The organism is Geothermobacter hydrogeniphilus (assembly GCF_002898515.1).
Classification (GTDB): Bacteria; Desulfobacterota; Desulfuromonadia; order Desulfuromonadales; family Geothermobacteraceae; genus Geothermobacter_A.
Genome location: NZ_PPFX01000001.1, coordinates 98,792 through 115,503, shown reverse-complemented (window position 1 = coordinate 115,503; position 16,712 = coordinate 98,792). Strand labels below are relative to the sequence as shown.

15 protein-coding genes and 3 tRNA genes are annotated in these 16,712 nt (G+C 61.2%); 15 read left to right on the top strand and 3 right to left on the bottom strand.

The genetic code is table 11. The features are described 5' to 3' along the window. The first annotated feature begins 191 nt into the window (after window positions 1-191). The 8 genes from C2E25_RS00555 (at window position 192) to C2E25_RS00525 (ending at window position 7,224) form a co-directional block, all read left to right on the top strand. The gene (locus tag C2E25_RS00555) at window positions 192-1,700 is read left to right on the top strand and encodes a leucyl aminopeptidase (RefSeq protein ID WP_103113866.1); all 1,509 of its coding nucleotides are present in this window, start codon (window positions 192-194) and stop codon (window positions 1,698-1,700) included. A 70-nt stretch (window positions 1,701-1,770) separates the two neighbouring features. Further along, window positions 1,771-1,932, top strand: coding sequence for a hypothetical protein (locus C2E25_RS17415; RefSeq protein WP_158247071.1), 162 nt, complete (start codon window positions 1,771-1,773; stop codon window positions 1,930-1,932). A gap of 407 nt (window positions 1,933-2,339) precedes the next feature. Continuing rightward, window positions 2,340-2,543, top strand: coding sequence for a cold-shock protein (locus C2E25_RS00550; protein ID WP_103113865.1), 204 nt, complete (start codon window positions 2,340-2,342; stop codon window positions 2,541-2,543). A 167-nt stretch (window positions 2,544-2,710) separates the two neighbouring features. Further along, window positions 2,711-4,285, top strand: coding sequence for a phosphoglycerate dehydrogenase (gene serA / locus C2E25_RS00545; protein ID WP_103113864.1), 1,575 nt, complete (start codon window positions 2,711-2,713; stop codon window positions 4,283-4,285). A 24-nt stretch (window positions 4,286-4,309) separates the two neighbouring features. Then, on the top strand, window positions 4,310-5,611 hold the full coding sequence (gene hisZ, locus C2E25_RS00540; protein WP_103113863.1) for an ATP phosphoribosyltransferase regulatory subunit: 1,302 nt from the start codon (window positions 4,310-4,312) through the stop codon (window positions 5,609-5,611). Window positions 5,612-5,616: 5 nt separating this feature from the next. Further along, the gene (locus tag C2E25_RS00535) at window positions 5,617-6,909 is read left to right on the top strand and encodes an adenylosuccinate synthase (protein WP_103113862.1); all 1,293 of its coding nucleotides are present in this window, start codon (window positions 5,617-5,619) and stop codon (window positions 6,907-6,909) included. Window positions 6,910-7,018: 109 nt separating this feature from the next. Further along, a tRNA-Lys gene (locus tag C2E25_RS00530) sits at window positions 7,019-7,094 on the top strand. Between the two features lie 52 nt (window positions 7,095-7,146). Continuing rightward, window positions 7,147-7,224, top strand: a tRNA-Glu gene (locus tag C2E25_RS00525). A gap of 254 nt (window positions 7,225-7,478) precedes the next feature. Here C2E25_RS00525 and C2E25_RS00520 read toward each other — a convergent pair. The 3 genes from C2E25_RS00520 to C2E25_RS00510 all read right to left on the bottom strand — a co-directional run bounded on the left by C2E25_RS00520 (window position 7,479) and on the right by C2E25_RS00510 (window position 9,838). Beyond that, entirely contained in the window at window positions 7,479-8,003 is a 525-nt protein-coding gene (locus C2E25_RS00520) for a hypothetical protein (RefSeq protein ID WP_146032867.1), read from the bottom strand. Then, on the bottom strand, window positions 8,000-8,542 hold the full coding sequence (locus C2E25_RS00515; RefSeq protein ID WP_103113860.1) for an FMN-binding protein: 543 nt from the start codon (window positions 8,540-8,542) through the stop codon (window positions 8,000-8,002). The genes C2E25_RS00520 and C2E25_RS00515 overlap by 4 nt, the downstream gene beginning before the upstream one ends. A 75-nt stretch (window positions 8,543-8,617) precedes the next feature. Next, the gene (locus tag C2E25_RS00510; protein WP_146032866.1) at window positions 8,618-9,838 is read right to left on the bottom strand and encodes a porin; all 1,221 of its coding nucleotides are present in this window, start codon (window positions 9,836-9,838) and stop codon (window positions 8,618-8,620) included. Window positions 9,839-10,108: 270 nt separating this feature from the next. Between C2E25_RS00510 and C2E25_RS00505 the strand changes: the two genes are divergently transcribed. From C2E25_RS00505 to nuoF, 7 genes are all read left to right on the top strand, one after another. Continuing rightward, window positions 10,109-10,186 (top strand) — tRNA-Glu (locus C2E25_RS00505). Window positions 10,187-10,439: 253 nt separating this feature from the next. Beyond that, a complete protein-coding gene (locus C2E25_RS00500; RefSeq protein WP_103113858.1) occupies window positions 10,440-11,042 on the top strand; it encodes an arylesterase in 603 nt (200 codons plus the stop codon). 65 nt (window positions 11,043-11,107) lie between these two features. Continuing rightward, entirely contained in the window at window positions 11,108-11,560 is a 453-nt protein-coding gene (gene rnhA, locus C2E25_RS00495) for a ribonuclease HI (protein ID WP_103113857.1), read from the top strand. Between the two features lie 120 nt (window positions 11,561-11,680). Continuing rightward, entirely contained in the window at window positions 11,681-12,127 is a 447-nt protein-coding gene (locus C2E25_RS00490) for an NADH-quinone oxidoreductase subunit A (RefSeq protein WP_103113856.1), read from the top strand. Next, a complete protein-coding gene (locus C2E25_RS00485; RefSeq protein ID WP_103113855.1) occupies window positions 12,124-14,508 on the top strand; it encodes an NADH-quinone oxidoreductase subunit B/C/D in 2,385 nt (794 codons plus the stop codon). Before C2E25_RS00490 ends, C2E25_RS00485 begins: the two co-directional genes overlap by 4 nt. A 157-nt stretch (window positions 14,509-14,665) precedes the next feature. Beyond that, on the top strand, window positions 14,666-15,142 hold the full coding sequence (gene nuoE / locus C2E25_RS00480) for an NADH-quinone oxidoreductase subunit NuoE (RefSeq protein ID WP_103113854.1): 477 nt from the start codon (window positions 14,666-14,668) through the stop codon (window positions 15,140-15,142). Window positions 15,143-15,361: 219 nt separating this feature from the next. Then, a complete protein-coding gene (nuoF, locus tag C2E25_RS00475; RefSeq protein WP_103113853.1) occupies window positions 15,362-16,636 on the top strand; it encodes an NADH-quinone oxidoreductase subunit NuoF in 1,275 nt (424 codons plus the stop codon). Window positions 16,637-16,712: the final 76 nt, after the last annotated feature.

Sequence of the window (16,712 nt, the reverse complement as noted above, 5' to 3'; positions counted from 1 at the left end):
TTGCAGCCTCATAGCAGTGGCTATGGGGCAAAATGGAGCTGGGATATGGGCCGAACGCGCGGATTTGCAGCCAGTTTATGGATAGTCCGACAGCCTCCTAGCATTCTAGCGGGCCGGAGCCGAAAGTCAAAACACCCGGTCCCTGCGAAATTCCTGAATCGAGTTGTTCCTGAAAGAAACGAGGAGTCCTCATGAAACTGCAGGTCAAAAAAGCCGCCCCCCTGAAACAGAAAACCCCCTGCCTGATCCTGGGGGTCCAGGAGGGCAGGATGACCACCCCCCTCCTGAAAGAACTCGACAGCGCCCTTGACGGAATCCTGCAGCGCGCCCGCCGCGACGGCGAGTTCAGAGGGCGTTGCGGCGAAACCATGCTGCTGCACAGCGGCGCGATGATCAGACCGACCAGAGTCCTGTTGATCGGCCTCGGCAAAACGGCCGAGATCAGCTGCGAGACCCTGCGGCAGGGCGCCGGCCGGGCCGTAAGGCAACTGCGCGAACGCCGACTCGGCCAGTTCTGCCTGGATCTGGCAAGCTTCTCCACCGCCCGGACGGCGGACCTGGCGGTGCAGGCAACCGCCGAGGGGCTGCTGCTGGCCGGCTACAGCTTTGATCGCTACCTGAGCGACGATGAACGAAAAGCGGCCCCTGTCGACAAAGGGCTGTTGCTGGTCGACACGCGGGCCCAACGCGATCTGGCCGCAGCCGTGGTGGAGGACGCCGCTGCGATCTGCGCCGGTGCCTGCTTTGCCCGCACCTTGGTCAACCAGCCCGGCAACGTCAAATCACCCGCCTTCCTGGCTGAACAGGCGCAGGCAATGGCCGAAGAAGCGGGGCTGAAATGCACCGTACTGGAACGCCGACAGCTTGAAAAAGAAGGGTTTGGAGCTCTATTGGGCGTCGCCCAGGGCAGCACCCGTGACCCGCGCCTGATTCTTCTTGAATACAACGGCGGCGACCCGGCCCAGCAACCGATCACCCTGATCGGCAAAGGGGTGGTTTTCGATGCCGGCGGCATTTCCCTGAAACCGGCCGATAAAATGGATGAAATGAAGATGGACATGGCCGGTGGCGCGGCGGTACTCGGCACGATCAAGGCCGCCGCCGCCCTGCGGTTGCCGGTCAACCTGGTCGGCATTGTTCCGGCGGTGGAAAACCTCCCCTCCGGCACGGCTTATCGCCCCGGCGATATCCTCACCTCGCTCAGCGGCAAGACCATTGAAGTCCTCAACACCGATGCTGAAGGGCGGCTGATCCTGGCCGACGCCCTCAGTTACGCCGCCCGTTTCAAACCGCGGGTAGTCATCGACCTGGCGACCCTGACCGGCGCCTGCATCATCGCTCTCGGCCACCATGCCAGTGCCGTGCTCGGTAACCATGACGGCCTGATTAAACAGCTGCTGGCCGCCGGCCGGCACAGCGGCGAACGCCTCTGGCAACTGCCGCTGTGGGATGACTACGACCGCCAGATCAAGAGCGAAGTGGCAGACGTCAAGAATGTCGGTGGTCGACCGGCCGGAACCATCACCGCCGCGGCCTTTCTGCAGACCTTCGCCCGCGACTATACCTGGGCTCACCTCGATATTGCCGGTACGGCCTGGCAGGAGAAGGAACGTGACTACCTCAGTCCCGGCGGAACCGGGGTCGGGGTTCGCCTGCTGATCGAATACCTGCGCCGACAGGCTTCCGGAGAAAAGAAATAATCTCTGCACGGGCCATTGACACTACAAGATCTTGTGGTATCAGATAATGCAAACCACAAGGGAGAGCGTCATGCTCAAGTATTGTGCCTGGTGCGGAAACTACCAGGGCGCCATCGAGGCCGAAGGGTACCAGATCCGCCGCAACGTCTGTGAAATCGACACGTCAACCATCTGCGAACCCTGCCACGACAAGATGCTCCGTCAGTTGCGCAGAAAATTGAAACTGCACTGACAGGACACAAATATCTTCGACAATATCCAATGCGGGGAAGGCCGCCGACAGGCGGCTTTCCCCTTTTTTGCCTCCCGGACCCGGGACGAATATGGGGTATTTGTAAAATTTAACGAACTCCACTTGATTTTTCTCGGCGAAGCGCTAAAGTTAAAATCCTGAATCAGAGGGTCCATTACCTGCGAAGAGCGCAAGCCATTGCCCTGCCTGCCATTCCCAACAATCACCGGCGAACCTGCGGGTGCGCCTAAGATTTTTGAAAACGGCAATCAGGCCAAGCGCTTACCCTCTTCATCAAGCACGAACTCACTGACCCGGGATCATTGTTTTGCGCCAACAGGAGGGCGCCTTTTCGAGAACGGCCTGCCAGTCCTCTCGGCTGCGGCCAGTTGCACAGGAGATGCGGTATGACGATGCAAGGTACGGTCAAATGGTTCAACAACACCAAGGGATTCGGTTTCATTGAACAGGAGGGAGGCCCGGACATTTTCGTCCATTTCTCCGCTATCCAGATGGATGGATACCGAACGCTCAGCGAAGGAGATATCGTCTCCTTTGAAATGATCGATGGACCCAAGGGCCTGCAGGCTCAGAATGTCACCATCAGCTGACCGCCCCTTTCCAGCCTGTCTTTCAGCCCGGCACCGATGCCGGGCTTTTTTATGCAACCCCCCGTCCAGTCTGGCTTTTTTACCTTGACATCGCAGGGTTCGGTTGCTAATTTGTTGTGTTGGTTCGCAGCGTCGAAAAAACGGCACGGAAGCACCAACCCGACCCAATGAAAGTCCTTATTTCAGACACATTCTCCCAGGAGGGGCTGCAGGTCTTCGAATCCGCCGAAGGCATCACCCTCGATTATCAACCAGGCATCTCCAGCGACGACCTGCAGGTCGCGATCCGTGACGCCGAAGCACTGGTGGTGCGTGGCGGCACAAGGGTCAGCGCCGAACTGCTGGAGAGCGCCGCGTGCCTGAAGGTCATCGGCCGGGCCGGCATCGGGATCGAAAACATGGATCTCGCGGCCGCCAACCGCAAGGGGGTGGTGGTCATGAACACCCCGTTCGGCAGCACCACAACCACCGCCGAGCACACCCTGGCGATGCTCTTCTCCCTCGCCCGAAACATCCCCCGGGCGCATATCTCCACCAGCGCCGGCAACTGGGACAAGGAACAGTTTCTCGGCATTGAACTGGCGGGAAAAACTCTCGGCGTGATTGGGGCCGGAAAGATCGGCCGACTGGTGGTTGAACGTGCCCGCGCCCTGAAGATGAACGTGGTGGTCCACGACCCCTATCTGCCGCAGGAGATGGTCCGGCAGCTCGGCGCCAGCCAGCTCGACCTGGACCGGCTGCTGGCGGAGGCCGACTTCATAACCCTGCACGTCCCCCTCAACCAGGAGACCGAGAACCTGTTGGGAGAAAAACAGCTGCAGCGCTGCAAACCGGGCTGCCGCATCATCAACTGTGCCACCGGCGGACTGATCGACGAGCAGGCCCTGGCGAAAGCCATTGCCGCCGGACAGATCGGCGGCGCCGCGCTGGATGTTTTCAGCCAGGAACCCCCGGCCGCGGACAATCCCCTGCTGCGGCTGCCGGAAGTGATCTGCACTCCGCATCTCCGGGCCGCCACGGTCGACGCCCAGATCAACGTCACCGTCCAGGTGGCCCGGCAGATCGTCGCCTTCCTGCAACGCGGCGAAGTGATCAATGCCCTCAACGTCCCCTCGGTCAGCGCCGAACTGCTCGCCGAGATCCGCCCCTACGTGCAGCTCGGGGAAAAGCTCGGTGCCCTGCTGACCCAGCTCAGCAACGGCGCGGTACGCAAACTCAACATCGAGTATGCCGGTGACATCACCGCCCACCCGATGGCGCCGCTGACCATGGCGGTCCTCAACGGGCTGCTGCAGCCGGTGGTCGGCTCGATGGTCAACTATGTCAACGCGCCCTTCATCGCCAAAGAGCGGGGGATCGACATCGTCGAGGCGAAAAGCTCGCAAAGTGAAGGCTACGCGACCCTGATGCGGGTCACCATCGAGGACGAGAGCGGCAGCCGCAGTGTCTGCGGCGGGCTGTTCGGCGACCGCGCGCGAATCGTCAAGATCGATCATTACGACCTGGAAACCTCGCCGGAAGGTCCGATCCTGATCCTCTACAACCATGATCAGCCGGGCGTGGTCGGCTACATCGGCCAGCTGCTCGGAGAAGCAGAGATCAACATCGCCCGGATGAATCTGGCCCGGGGCAGCGGCGAAGCCCTCACGGTCCTCAATATCGACACCCCGATCCCGGATGACGTCCTGGAACGGATCAGGTCCCATCAGGCCATCCGTTCAGCCATCCAGGTTATTCTCTAACAGCCTTCATGCCCACGGAAAACGATGACGACTGACGCAACCACCCCCGAAGCCCTGCTTCCCAAGGGGGTCAAAGACTTTCTGCCGAACAGGGCGGCCAAGGTTGAATTCCTGCAGAAGACCCTGCTGGAACTTTTCCATCGCTGGGGATTCCGCCCGGTGCTGCCCCCGTCGCTGGAGAACCTTGACGTCCTGGAACAGGGACTGGGCGGCGGTCTGCGTGAAAAGACCTTCCGTTTCGACGACCGCCAGAGCGGACGACTGGTCGCCTTCCCGCCGGACATCACCCCGCAGGTGGCACGCATCGTCGCCACCCGCATGCAGAACCTGCCGCTGCCGCTGCGGCTCTGCTACAGCGGCCGGGTGCTGCGTCACACCGAGCAGCAGGCCGGCAAAGATCGGGAGATCTTCCAGGCCGGCGTCGAATTGATCGGCCTGCCGAACGCCGAGGCGGATGCCGAAATGATTGCCATGGCGGTCGAAGCGCTGCAGGATCTGGGGACGCCGGAATTCACCATCGACATCGGCCAGGTCGAATTCTTTCGCGGCATCATGAACGACCTCGACCTCGACCAGGCGACACTGGCCGCGCTGCGTGACGCCATCGGCCGCAAGGACACTTCCGGCCTCAGACAACTGCTCGAACCGCTGGCCGTCAGCGACCGGCAGAAAGAGGAACTGCTCGCCCTGCCGCGGCTGTTCGGCGGACGTGAAGTCCTCGAACGGGCCGACCGGGTCGTCCACACCCCCTCCGCCCGCCGGGCCCTGAGCAACCTCGCCGACGTGCTGCAGGTCCTCGAGACCTATCAGGTCGATCCCTATGTCACCTTCGACCTTGGAGAAATCCGCGGCCTCGACTACCATACCGGAATCACTTTCCAGGGATTTCTGCCCGGCCTCGGCCGCGCCGTCTGCAGCGGCGGCCGCTACGACAACCTGACCGCCCGCTACGGCCGGCCACTGGCGGCCACCGGGTTCACTTTCAATCTGCTCAACCTGCTGTTCGCCCTTGACAAAGAACTGCAGCTGCCGGCGGCCCGCACCACCGACGTGCTGCTCTTCCAGCAGGGAGACAACAAGCGCCGGGCCCAGCAACTGGCCCGCGCCCTGCGCCGACAAGGCTATTCCGCCGCCCGCGACAACTACCCGCGCGGGCTTGAAGAAACCCTGGCCTATGCCGGGAAAATGGACTTTCACTACGTGATGATCATCGGGAGCGAGCAGGATTCCGTCAAGCTGGTCAGGGTCGCCGACGGCCACGAAAGGCAGATTTCCATTGACGAGATCGAAGCCGGCAACCTGCAACTCGATCCCCACAGGAGCTGAAAAGAATGCCGAACGTTGTAATCGTAGGCGCCCAATGGGGCGACGAAGGCAAAGGCAAGGTCGTCGACATCTACACCGAGTACGCCGACGACGTGATCCGCTTTCAGGGCGGCAACAATGCCGGACACACGCTGGTGGTCGGTGACCAGAAAACCATCCTCCACCTGATTCCCTCGGGAATTCTGCACCCCGGCAAACGCTGCATCATCGGCAACGGCGTCGTCCTTGACCCGCGCGTCTTCATCAAGGAGATCGAAGGGCTCAAGGCCAGGGGCTACATGCAGGATGACGGCCAGCTGGTGATCGACGGCAACGTTCACATCATCATGCCCTGGCACACCGCCATCGACATTGCCCGCGAGGAAGCCAAGGGGGACAGGAAAATCGGGACCACCGGCCGCGGCATCGGCCCGGCCTACGAAGACAAGATCGGCCGCCGCGGTATTCGTCTCAACGACCTGGTGCGACCCGATGTCTTCGCCCGCAAGGTCGATGAATACCTGCCGGAGAAGAATTTCCTGCTGGAAAAGTTCCTCGGCAAGTCCCCCCTCGACCGTGACGCCATCATCGACGAGTACAGCACCTATGCCGAGATCCTGAAAAAATATCTCGGTTGTTCCTCAACTCTGCTCGGGCAGAGCGTGAAAGAAGGCCGCAACCTGCTCTTCGAGGGCGCCCAGGGCGCCCTGCTCGACATCGATCACGGGACCTATCCCTTTGTCACCTCATCCTCAACGGTGGCCGGCGGCGCCTGCACCGGCAGCGGCATCGGGCCCCGCCACCTCGACCAGGTGATCGGTATTTCCAAGGCCTATGTCACCCGGGTCGGCAGCGGTCCCTTTCCGACCGAACTGCACGACGAAATGGGCGACGCGCTGCGCAAGGCTGGCCAGGAATTCGGTTCAACCACCGGTCGCCCCCGTCGCTGCGGCTGGTTCGACGCCGTGGCCCTGCGCGAAGCGGTACGCACCAGCGGCCTGACCGGCCTGGCCATCACCAAGCTCGATGTCCTCAACGACCTGGAAACCATCAAGGTCTGTACCGGCTACTCCTACCGGGGAGAAATGCTTGAACACTTTCCCCGCGATTTCGAGGTGCTGCGCGAATGCAAGCCGATCTACGAAGAGCTGGAAGGCTGGCAGTCGGACATCTCCGAAGCCAAGAGCCTGGACGCGCTGCCGGCCGCGGCCCGCGCCTATCTCGATAAACTGGCGGAGGTCACCGGCTGTCCGCCGGTGCTGATTTCGGTCGGTCCGCGCCGTGACCAGACCATCCAGCTGAGCAATCCGTTCGCTTGACCAAAGCCACGAACAGGAGCATTTTTTCTCCCGTTTGACGGGGCGAAAAAAAATTCGAGAAAAGGGTTGACTATAACCACGGCTTCCAGTATAAATTCATTCCCGTTGCGGGCCGGTAGCTCAGTTGGTAGAGCATCTGACTTTTAATCAGATGGTCGTGGGTTCGATCCCCCCCCGGCTCACCATTTTCAAGCAGTAACCGCAGGGACATTTCCTGCAGGGTACTTGAAGTTTTAAGTCCCTATCGTCTAGCCTGGCCCAGGACACCGCCCTTTCACGGCGGCGACGGGGGTTCGAATCCCCCTGGGGACGCCAAAAAGCAAAACGCCCTTCTACGCAAGTGGAAGGGCGTTTTGCTTTTTTCGCCAGGGGGATTCGAAGCGTAGCGAGCGCGTCCAGTGGACGATGAGCGGCCAGGGATGGCCGCGGCAGCGAGCGAAGGGGAGTCCACGCAGGAAGGCGCAGGACGCGCCTGACGTAGTGGACGAATCCCCAAGCCCTTCTACGCAAGTGGAAGGGCGTTTTGCTTTTTTCGCCAGGGGGATTCGAAGCGCAGCGAGCGCAGAATGTTAATCAAGTTGTCCGGTCTTCCCCGGGGCCATGGACAGCGGCCGCCGGCTGCGGCGACCCGAAAATTCCCACAACAATCCTCCCAGCAGCACCAGGGACACCCCCTGCACACTCCAGAAGGCCGCCAGCTTCAGCCAGGCGAATTCCGCGGCCAGGTACCTGACCAGCCATCCGGACGCCATATCCGTCAACAGGGCACCGGCCAGTCCCCAGGTCAGCCGGCATTTGAACGGTGCCCGGAACCCCGTGAACAGAAGCAGATGCGAGAACACCACGAAGAACAACCCCATGGCGAACAGGTGAAAGTGACTCACCTCCAGCAGTCCACTGAAGCTGCGCGGGTTCATGAAACGTTCCGGATCCCCAAGGTAGTAACGGACAACACTGTCGTAAGTGAAGCCGAGCCTGGTGAAGAACATGAAAAATCCGGTCAGCCAATGCAGCAGAAAGTAAAAATAGAAAAACCCCATGATGGTTCCGGCAGGCCGCTCCGCCTGCGGTCCGGTCAGCAACATCCGCATCATTCTGTCCTCGCCAGGTAGGTATGGAGTATGGCCGCGGTTTTCCGCACCTGGCGGGTGACCGACTGAGCGGACAGGGTTGCCCCGGTCATCCCGTGAATATCGCCGCCGATCCTGAGCCTGCCGGAGAAACTCCGATCGCGGAACTGCTTCAGCCAGCGCCTGGACGGCAGGTAATCTTCCGGCTCGAAAAATGCCAGGATTTCAACGAAACGCACCCTGCCGTCCGGGTAGAGCGCCACCAGCACCGTCTCCGGATGGGTGCGGACAGTCGCCGCCTCGATGGCGGCATAGCCGATGACCCGGTTGCCGTCCTTGCCGACATAGAACGTGTAGAGTGCCGAATCGGGGTGGATTCCGGATTCTCCGGTGACCTCCGCCAGTTCGGCTTCGGTCATGAACAACTGGACAGTCCCGATCTCGGCCCCTTCCCCGAAGGCAAGGGCCAGGGCTTCGCTCCTGGTCATGTAGGTTCCGGCATGAGCCACCGCCGCCGCACAGAACAGAGCCAAGGCCAGGTAGATAACTGTTTTCAGACGCATAATGTCAAACTGGTGCGCCGACGGCGAAAGGACGCCGCCGACGCACTGCCTCTCCGTTTCTGAATGGATTCCGAATCAGAAGATAAAGCCGATGCCCAGGTTGACCTCGTCGGCCGTATCTGCCCTGTTCTTGTTGTTGACATTGCGATAATCGGCCTTGACCACGACATTCGGAGTCGGCTTGTAGCTGATACCGGCGACCAGCAGGTCGACATCCTCGTCGGTGCCCCGGTAATCGATCTGCTCATAGCGCACAAAAGGCGCCAGGTACTGATCGGTACCGGGAACAAACAGCGGCAGGACATCGTAGGCGACCTCCCCGTACCAGCCGGAAATCCGCTCCGGAACCGCTTCGCCGACTTCAGCCGAAACCGCGTCAGTATCATCGATCCGGACCCGTGAGCCGAGAGCCTTCAACTCCAGGCCGCCGACCTTGTACTGGACGTGAGCTTCGTAGATTCGGGTGAAGACATCGGTCTCTCTTCCGGCGAATTCCTGGCCCTGTCCGGAGTTGCCCAGGTAGGTGCCGGCGCCGAGATTAAGTCCGAGGAGCGGTTCATAATCGAGACGGGCGATGATGGCCCAATCTTCGGCCAGCGCCTTGGAACCATCCTGTCGGCCGCCGCGAATCCCCTTACCGTCGAAACCGGTCGCGTCCAGGCCGTTGACCAGGTAGAGCTTGTACTCCAGGCCTTCGGCGAGTTCGCCGAAGGCGCCGATCCCCATTTCGCGCCAGGTCGTCGGAATGACATAGCGCTCGACCAGCGGCCGGTCATTGCCATGAAACAGGGTCGGCTCATGGAGTTCATTGGTGATTCCGATCGGAATCAGCATCAGACCGGCCCGGAGATTGAATCTTTTGCTGAGCAGGAAATCCAGGGTGGAGAATTCCAGGGAAACCGCACCGTCATCCTCGGTTGAAGCGTGTTCGAACTCGATCTCCGAATTCAGAATGATGCTGTCGGTAAACTTGTAACCGGAATAAAGGACAAAACGGAGGAAATCCGCCTGATCCTGTTTCCTGCCCTGATCGCTGACATAGTTCGTGTAGTGGGCTTCGCCGTAGCCGCCGATCGATAACCCCCGCGAGAGAGTATAAACTTTCGAGGCCGCGGGACCGAACCCGTAGATCGACTGATATTCAGCCTCACTCACCGCCGATTCATTTTTCATTTTCTGCAGTTCCGCGGTCACGATATTCAGGCGCCGCTCAAGCTCTTCGAGGCTGGCGGACATTGCGATGTGCGGTGAAAAGACCAGCAGCAATCCGACTAGACCCATAATACGTCTCGACATGTAATAACTCCTTGGGTGGTTGAAATGGGCGCTCCGTCGCGGCCTTGAGCTGACAACCGAACGAAACGAAATTGAAAATTGTTTTCGGAAAATACAGATCGCCGCCCGACTCGTCAACAAGAAAATGAAAACCGTTTTCAACTTAAGCCGTGTTGATATCAACCGGCTCGCAGAAAAAAAACTCATGACAGGCCCTTACACGAAATTTTTGATTTTTTCCTATTTTTTCATTGTCATCATTCTCCATTTGTGGCAAATTCTGCTTCTCAAGTCCCTATCGTCTAGCCTGGCCCAGGACACCGCCCTTTCACGGCGGCGACGGGGGTTCGAATCCCCCTGGGGACGCCAATCATTCACACGGCTCTTGCGCAATCGCGGAAGGGCCGTGTTCGTTTTCCGGCACAGGGGATTCGAAGCGGAGCGAGCGCGTCCAGTGGACGAGAAGCGGCCAGGGATGACCGCGGCAGCGGGCGAAGGGGGCCTGCGCAGGAGGGAACGGGATGCGACCGACGTAGCAGGCGAATCCCCCCTGGGGATGCCAAAAAGCGATAGCCCTTCTGCGCCGGCGGGAGGGTTTTTCTTTTTCTGTTATTGTTCAAACATGCGCCTGCGAAACTACCTCTTCTTCTGCGTCCTGCTGCTCGTCGCCGCCTGCAACCGGCAACCGCAACTGAGCCCGCTGGCCGCCGACGCGGTCATCCTCGCCTACGGCGACAGTCTGACTCACGGCAACGGGGCCGCGGAGGAACAGAGCTACCCGGCGGTGCTGGAGCAGTTGCTGGGACACAAGGTGATCAACGCGGGCGTTCCGGGAGAAATTTCGGCCGAGGGGCTCCGAAGGCTGCCACGGGTGCTGGAAGAAACGCAGCCGCAACTGGTCATCCTGATCCATGGCGGCAACGACTTTCTCCGCCGTCTCGACAGGGAGCGGACACGCAAAAACCTGCAGGCGATGATCGATCTCTGCCGGCAAGCGGGCAGCGACGTGGTCCTGGTCGGAGTGCCGGAACCGGGACTTTTCTTGTCGCCACCCGCTTTTTACGAAGAGCTGGCCGAGTCCAATCGGCTGCCCTACCTCGAGAAGACTCTCAGCGACATCTTTTCCGACCGTGACCTCAAGAGCGACACCATCCATCCGAATGCCGCCGGCTACCGCAAACTGGCCACGGCCGTGGCCGAGCTGATCCACAAAGCCACGAATTAAGTGACCGTGATTGCGGTTTCGCCTGCTCTTTCATTCTGCTATGCTGGCCGGCCAGGGAGATGACCATGTCCGAAACACCCATTGTCGAAATCTTTTCCGACGGCGCCTGCAGCGGCAATCCCGGCCCCGGCGGCTGGGGCACCCTGCTGCGCTACGGTGACCATGTCAGGGAACTCTCCGGCTATGAACCGGAGACAACCAACAACCGCATGGAACTGTGCGGCGCCATTGCCGGGCTCAAGGCTCTCAAGCGACCGAGCCGGGTACGCCTGACCACCGACAGCCAGTATGTCAAGAAGGGGATGACCGAATGGCTGGCCGGTTGGATCCGCAAGGGCTGGAAAAACTCGCAGAAAAAACCGGTCGCCAACCGCGATCTGTGGGAACAGCTGGTCGAACTGGAAAAGATCCACCAGGTCGAATGGTGCTGGGTCCGGGGCCACGCCGGCCACCCGGAGAACGAACGTTGCGACGAGCTGGCACGCCAGGCGATTGTCAATCGTTCCGGCATCTCATGAATAAATCCAACCGCTTGCACCTGCCCGGCAGTGTGCTATTCTGAAACCTGTGATTCAGCCCCGTGTTCATGTCCGCGGGGCTTTTTAAACCGCTCCAAGTTTACTGCAACGGTCAGCTTTATGCCCCTGGCTAACGCCGCCACAACCGCCGCGACCAGCGGCCCGCCGCCGACATCCGACCTGCTTTCGCTGGTGGTCTACGCCGGTCTGGCGGTCGTCATGATCGGCGCCTTGATGTGCATCTCCTGGCTGCTCGGCCACAAGAGCCGCGGCGGGCTCAAGGAGGACCCCTACGAATCGGGGGTGGCGCCGACCGGCCAGGCCCGGCTGCGCGAACCGGTTCCCTTCTACCTGGTCGCCATCTTCTTCATCGTCTTCGATGTCGAAGCGATCTTCATCGTCTCCTGGGCGGTCGCTTGGGATCGGCTCGGCTGGGCCGGTTACCTGCAGATCACTTTCTTCATCATCATCCTGCTGTTCGGCCTGATCTACCTGTGGAAAATGGGCGGCCTCGACTGGGGGCCGCGGGCCTGGTACCGACAACGCGACAAGAGGAAGGGCGCGTGAGCGAAGAGATCCCCGACAACGTGGTGCTGACGACCCTGGATGATGTCATCAACTGGTCGCGCAGCAATTCGATCTGGCCGATGTTTTTCGGCCTGTCGTGCTGCTTCGTCGAGATGACCACCAGCCTCACCCCACGCTTCGACCTGGCCCGCTTCGGCGCCGAGGTGCTGCGCGGCACCCCGCGCGAAGCCGACCTGATGGTCATCTCGGGAACGCCGTTCAAGAAAATGGGCCCGTCCATCCTGCGCCTCTACGAGCAGATGACCAACCCGAAATGGGTCATCGCCATGGGCAGCTGCGCCAACTCCGGCGGCATGTACGACAGCTACAGCGTTATCCAGGGAATTCATCAGATTCTTCCCGTGGACGTCTATATCCCCGGCTGCCCGCCGCGTCCGGAAGCTTTCATGCAGGGCATCATGCTGCTGCAGGAGAAGATCCGCAGCAAGGAAAAACCGACCCGCCTGGTGCTCGGCATGAACGGCGGCAGCGAAGGGACAACGGAACCGATTCTGGTCGACGGACACAGCAAGAGCCGCGACCCGCGCGGACCCGGCTACGGCAATGCGCCGCTGCGCGGCAGCCAGCTGCAGCACCCGCATTTCCGTCACAGCCGCGCCGACAACATGTGGTTGCCGCCGCAGCCGCGGGCCGCCTTTCCCGCCTCGACCCACAACCTGCGCCGGGCCCTGAAGGAGCGTTTCGGGGAAACCGTCCAGGAAGAGGACGCCCGCGACATGCCGACCCTGGTGGTCGCTCCGGAACAGCTGGTGGAGTTGATGACCTTCCTCAGGCAGGACGCGCCCATCCGCTACCGCCGCCTCGAAGACTTGACCGCCGTGGACGAAAGCGACCGTCGTCGCCAGACCGGACACCGCTTCACCCTCACCGCCCACCTGCTCAGCTTCGACGAACCGGGCTACCTGCGCGTCAAGGCCCCTCTCGACGGCGGCTGGCCGGAAGCACCCAGCCTGACCGGGCTCTGGCCGAGCGCCGACTGGTACGAGCGGGAAATTTTCGACATGTTCGGCATCCGCTTCGCCGGCCATCCCGACCTGCGGCGTATCCTGATGCCGGACAGCTGGCAGGGGCACCCGCTGCGCAAGGAGCACCCCTTCCGGGCCACGGAAATGGAGCCCTACACCCGCAAGACCGCCCGGCAGATGGAACCACGTGATGGCGGCGACTTCTTCCGCGGCAAGCCGCTGGCCGAGGATTTCGAGGCAATGATTCTCAATATCGGTCCACACCATCCCGGCACCCACGGGGTGTTGCGGCTGATCGCCCTGCTCGACGGTGAAGAGATCGAAGATCTCGACATCGACCTCGGCTACCATCACCGGGCCGCCGAGAAGATCGGGGAACGCCAGCACTGGAGCCAGTTCATCCCCTACACCGACCGCATCGACTACCTCTCCGGAGTGCAGAACAACCTCGCCTACCTGCATCCCCTCGAAACCATGCTCGGTGTCGAAGCGCCGCCGCGCGCCGAAACCGTGCGGGTGATGCTCTGCGAACTGTTCCGCATCGCCAATCACCTGGTCTGGCTCGGCACTTTCGCCCACGATGTCGGCGCCATGACTCCGATTTTCTACTGCATGGAGTCGCGCGAAAAGATCTTCGACATCATCGAGATGATCACCGGTGGACGCATGCACCCGAGCTGGTTCCGTATCGGCGGCCTCCCCAAAGACCTGCCCGGCGGCTGGAAATCGGTCGTTGACGCTTTTACCCGGGATTTCGACCAGCGCATCACGGAACTCGACAAGCTGCTGACCAACGGACCGATTTTCCGCAAGCGCACCGAGGATGTCGGGCCGGTCTCCCTCGACGAGGCTCTCGACTGGGGCATGAGCGGGCCCAACCTGAGAGCCTGCGGATTCGAGTGGGACCTGCGCCGCAAAATGCCTTACTCGGGCTATCAGCACTACGATTTCGATATTGTTACGGCAGCAGGCGGCGACTGCTTCGCCCGCTACCTGGTACGACTGAAAGAGATGCGAGAGAGTCTGAAAATCGTCCGCCAGGCGGCGGAAAGGATGCCCGCCGGCCGCTGGATGACCGACGACTACCGCTACGCTTACCCGCAGCGCGAAGACGGTTTGAACGACATCGAGAGCCTGATTCACCACTTCTGCAACGTTACCCGCGGCCCGAGCGTGCCGCGCGGCGAGGTCTACCGGGCCATCGAGTCGAGCAAGGGAGAATGCGGCTACTACCTGGTTTCCGACGGCCACACCGTCCCCTACCGGCTGCGCATCCGCACCCCGAGCTTCGCTCACATGCAGATGGTGCCGATGATGAGTCGCGGCTGGCTGGTGGCGGACATGATCACGATATTGGGATCGATCGACTTCGTGCTGGCGGATCTGGACCGGTAAGGATAAACCGCCAGAAAGAGAGGCAAAGACTTCAACGCAGAGGCGGAGAGGAGCAGAGGCAGAGAGAAGGCAGCCTTTTTATGGTTTAAACCAAAGAACAAGCTTTAGACTTTCTCTCCGGTCTCTTTTTCTCCGCGTCTCTCCGTTAAAAACGACTATGAACGAGCTGCTTCCACAACCTGAACACGACCACTTCCGCGCCAAAGCAGCGGCCAGCGAGCATCCACGCGAGCTGATCATCGACCTGCTGCGCGCCATCCAGGAGCATCACGGCTGGGTGCCGGATGAAGGGGTCGAGCTGACGGCGGAGATTCTCGGCCTCTCACCGCTGCAGGTCGAGGAGATCGCCACTTTTTACGACAAGATCTTCCGCCGGCCGGTCGGCCGCAAGGTGATTCACTACTGCGACTCAATCTGCTGCTGGGCAACCGGCGGCGAGCAGGTCGCCGCGCACCTGCAGCAAAAACTCGGCATCGGCCCGGGAGAAACCACCGCCGACGGCGCCTTCACCCTGCTGCCGAGCTGCTGCCTCGGCGCCTGCGGCGACGCCCCGGCGATGATGATCGAGCTGAAACTGTACGGCAGACTGACGCCGGAGAAGATCGATGCGGCGCTGGAGAAAGAGAAAGACTGAAAGGCGTGTTGCCGCCAAGACACCAAGAACGCCAAGAAAATCTTTTTAACGGAGAGTCGCTGAGAGGGAGAGGATGCGGAGAAAAACCCAAGATCTTTTTGGGGTTTTAAAATCCCAAAGATTTTCTCTCCACCTCTGCCCCTCTCCATCTCTCCGTTAAAGAATTTAATTTGCATTTCTTGGCGTCCTTGGCGTCTTGGCGGCCCGATTGATGACTTTATGAATGACTACCCGCAAATCCTCTTCAAAAACCGCCGTCCCGGCGAAACCGTCTTTCTCGACGGGTTCAGACAGACCGGCGGTTACCAGGGGCTGGAAAAGGCCATCCGCGCGATGACCCCGCTTGAGGTGCGCGAGACGGTCAAGCGCTCGGGATTGCGCGGCCGCGGTGGAGCGGGCTTCTCAACCGGGCTGAAATGGTCCTTCTTCCCTGCCGACCAGCCGGGCGACAAATACCTGGTCTGCAACTGCGACGAGATGGAGCCGGGCACCTACAAGGACCGCCAGCTGCTGATGGCCGACCCGCACCAGCTGATCGAGGGGGTGATCCTCTCCGCCTGGGCGCTGCAGGTGTCGGAGGCCTACATCTTCATCCGTTACGCCTATGAACAGGAGGCACGCAACCTCGAACGGGCCATCGCCGAGGCGAAGGATGCCGGTTATCTCGGCACGGACATCCTCGACTCCGGCTGGAGTCTGCGGATTCACGTCCACCGCAGCGCCGGGCGCTACATCCTCGGCGAGGAGACCGCCCAGCTCAACGGTATCGAGGGGGTACGACCCAATCCCCGCAGCAAGCCGCCCTTCCCGGCGGTCAAGGGCCTCTGGGGAAGGCCGACCACGGTCAACAACGTCGAGACCCTGGCCGACGTCCCGCACATCATCACCGGCGGCGCCGAATGGTTCAAGAACCTGGCCCGCAACGGGGACGGCGCCGGCACCAAGCTGTTCGGCCTCTCCGGGCACATGGAGCGGACCGAATGTTTCGAGCTGCCGGTCGGCATCCCCCTGCGCGAGGTGATCTTTGATGTCGGCGGCGGCATTCGCGGCGGCAGAGAGTTCAAGGCCTGCCTGCCGGGTGGCGCCTCGACGCCGTACCTGACCCGCGAACATCTCGACGTGGCGATGGATTTCGATACACTTGAAGCGGTCGGCAGCCGTTTCGGCACCGCCGGAGTGACTGCCTTCGACAACGACACCTGCATGGTCGCGGTGACCCTTAACCTGATCCGCTTCTTCGCCCGCGAATCGTGCGGCTGGTGCACCCCCTGCCGCGATGGTCTCTCCTTCATCCAGTGGCTGCTCGAAGAGATCGAAGCCGGACGCGGCAACATGGAACAGATCGAGATGCTGAAACACCAGCGCAGGAACATCACCGGCCGCTCCTTCTGCGCCCTCGCCGAAGGGGCGATGGGACCGCTGGATGGCCTGTTGCGGCTGTTCGAGGATGAGCTGGAGGACCATGTGCGGAAGGGGCGATGCCCCTTTCAGTGAAAAACGGCTAAAGGCCAAGGGCGAAGGGCCAAAGGAACCCCCAACCCCTTCAGCCCTTAGCCCTTAGCCCTTAGCC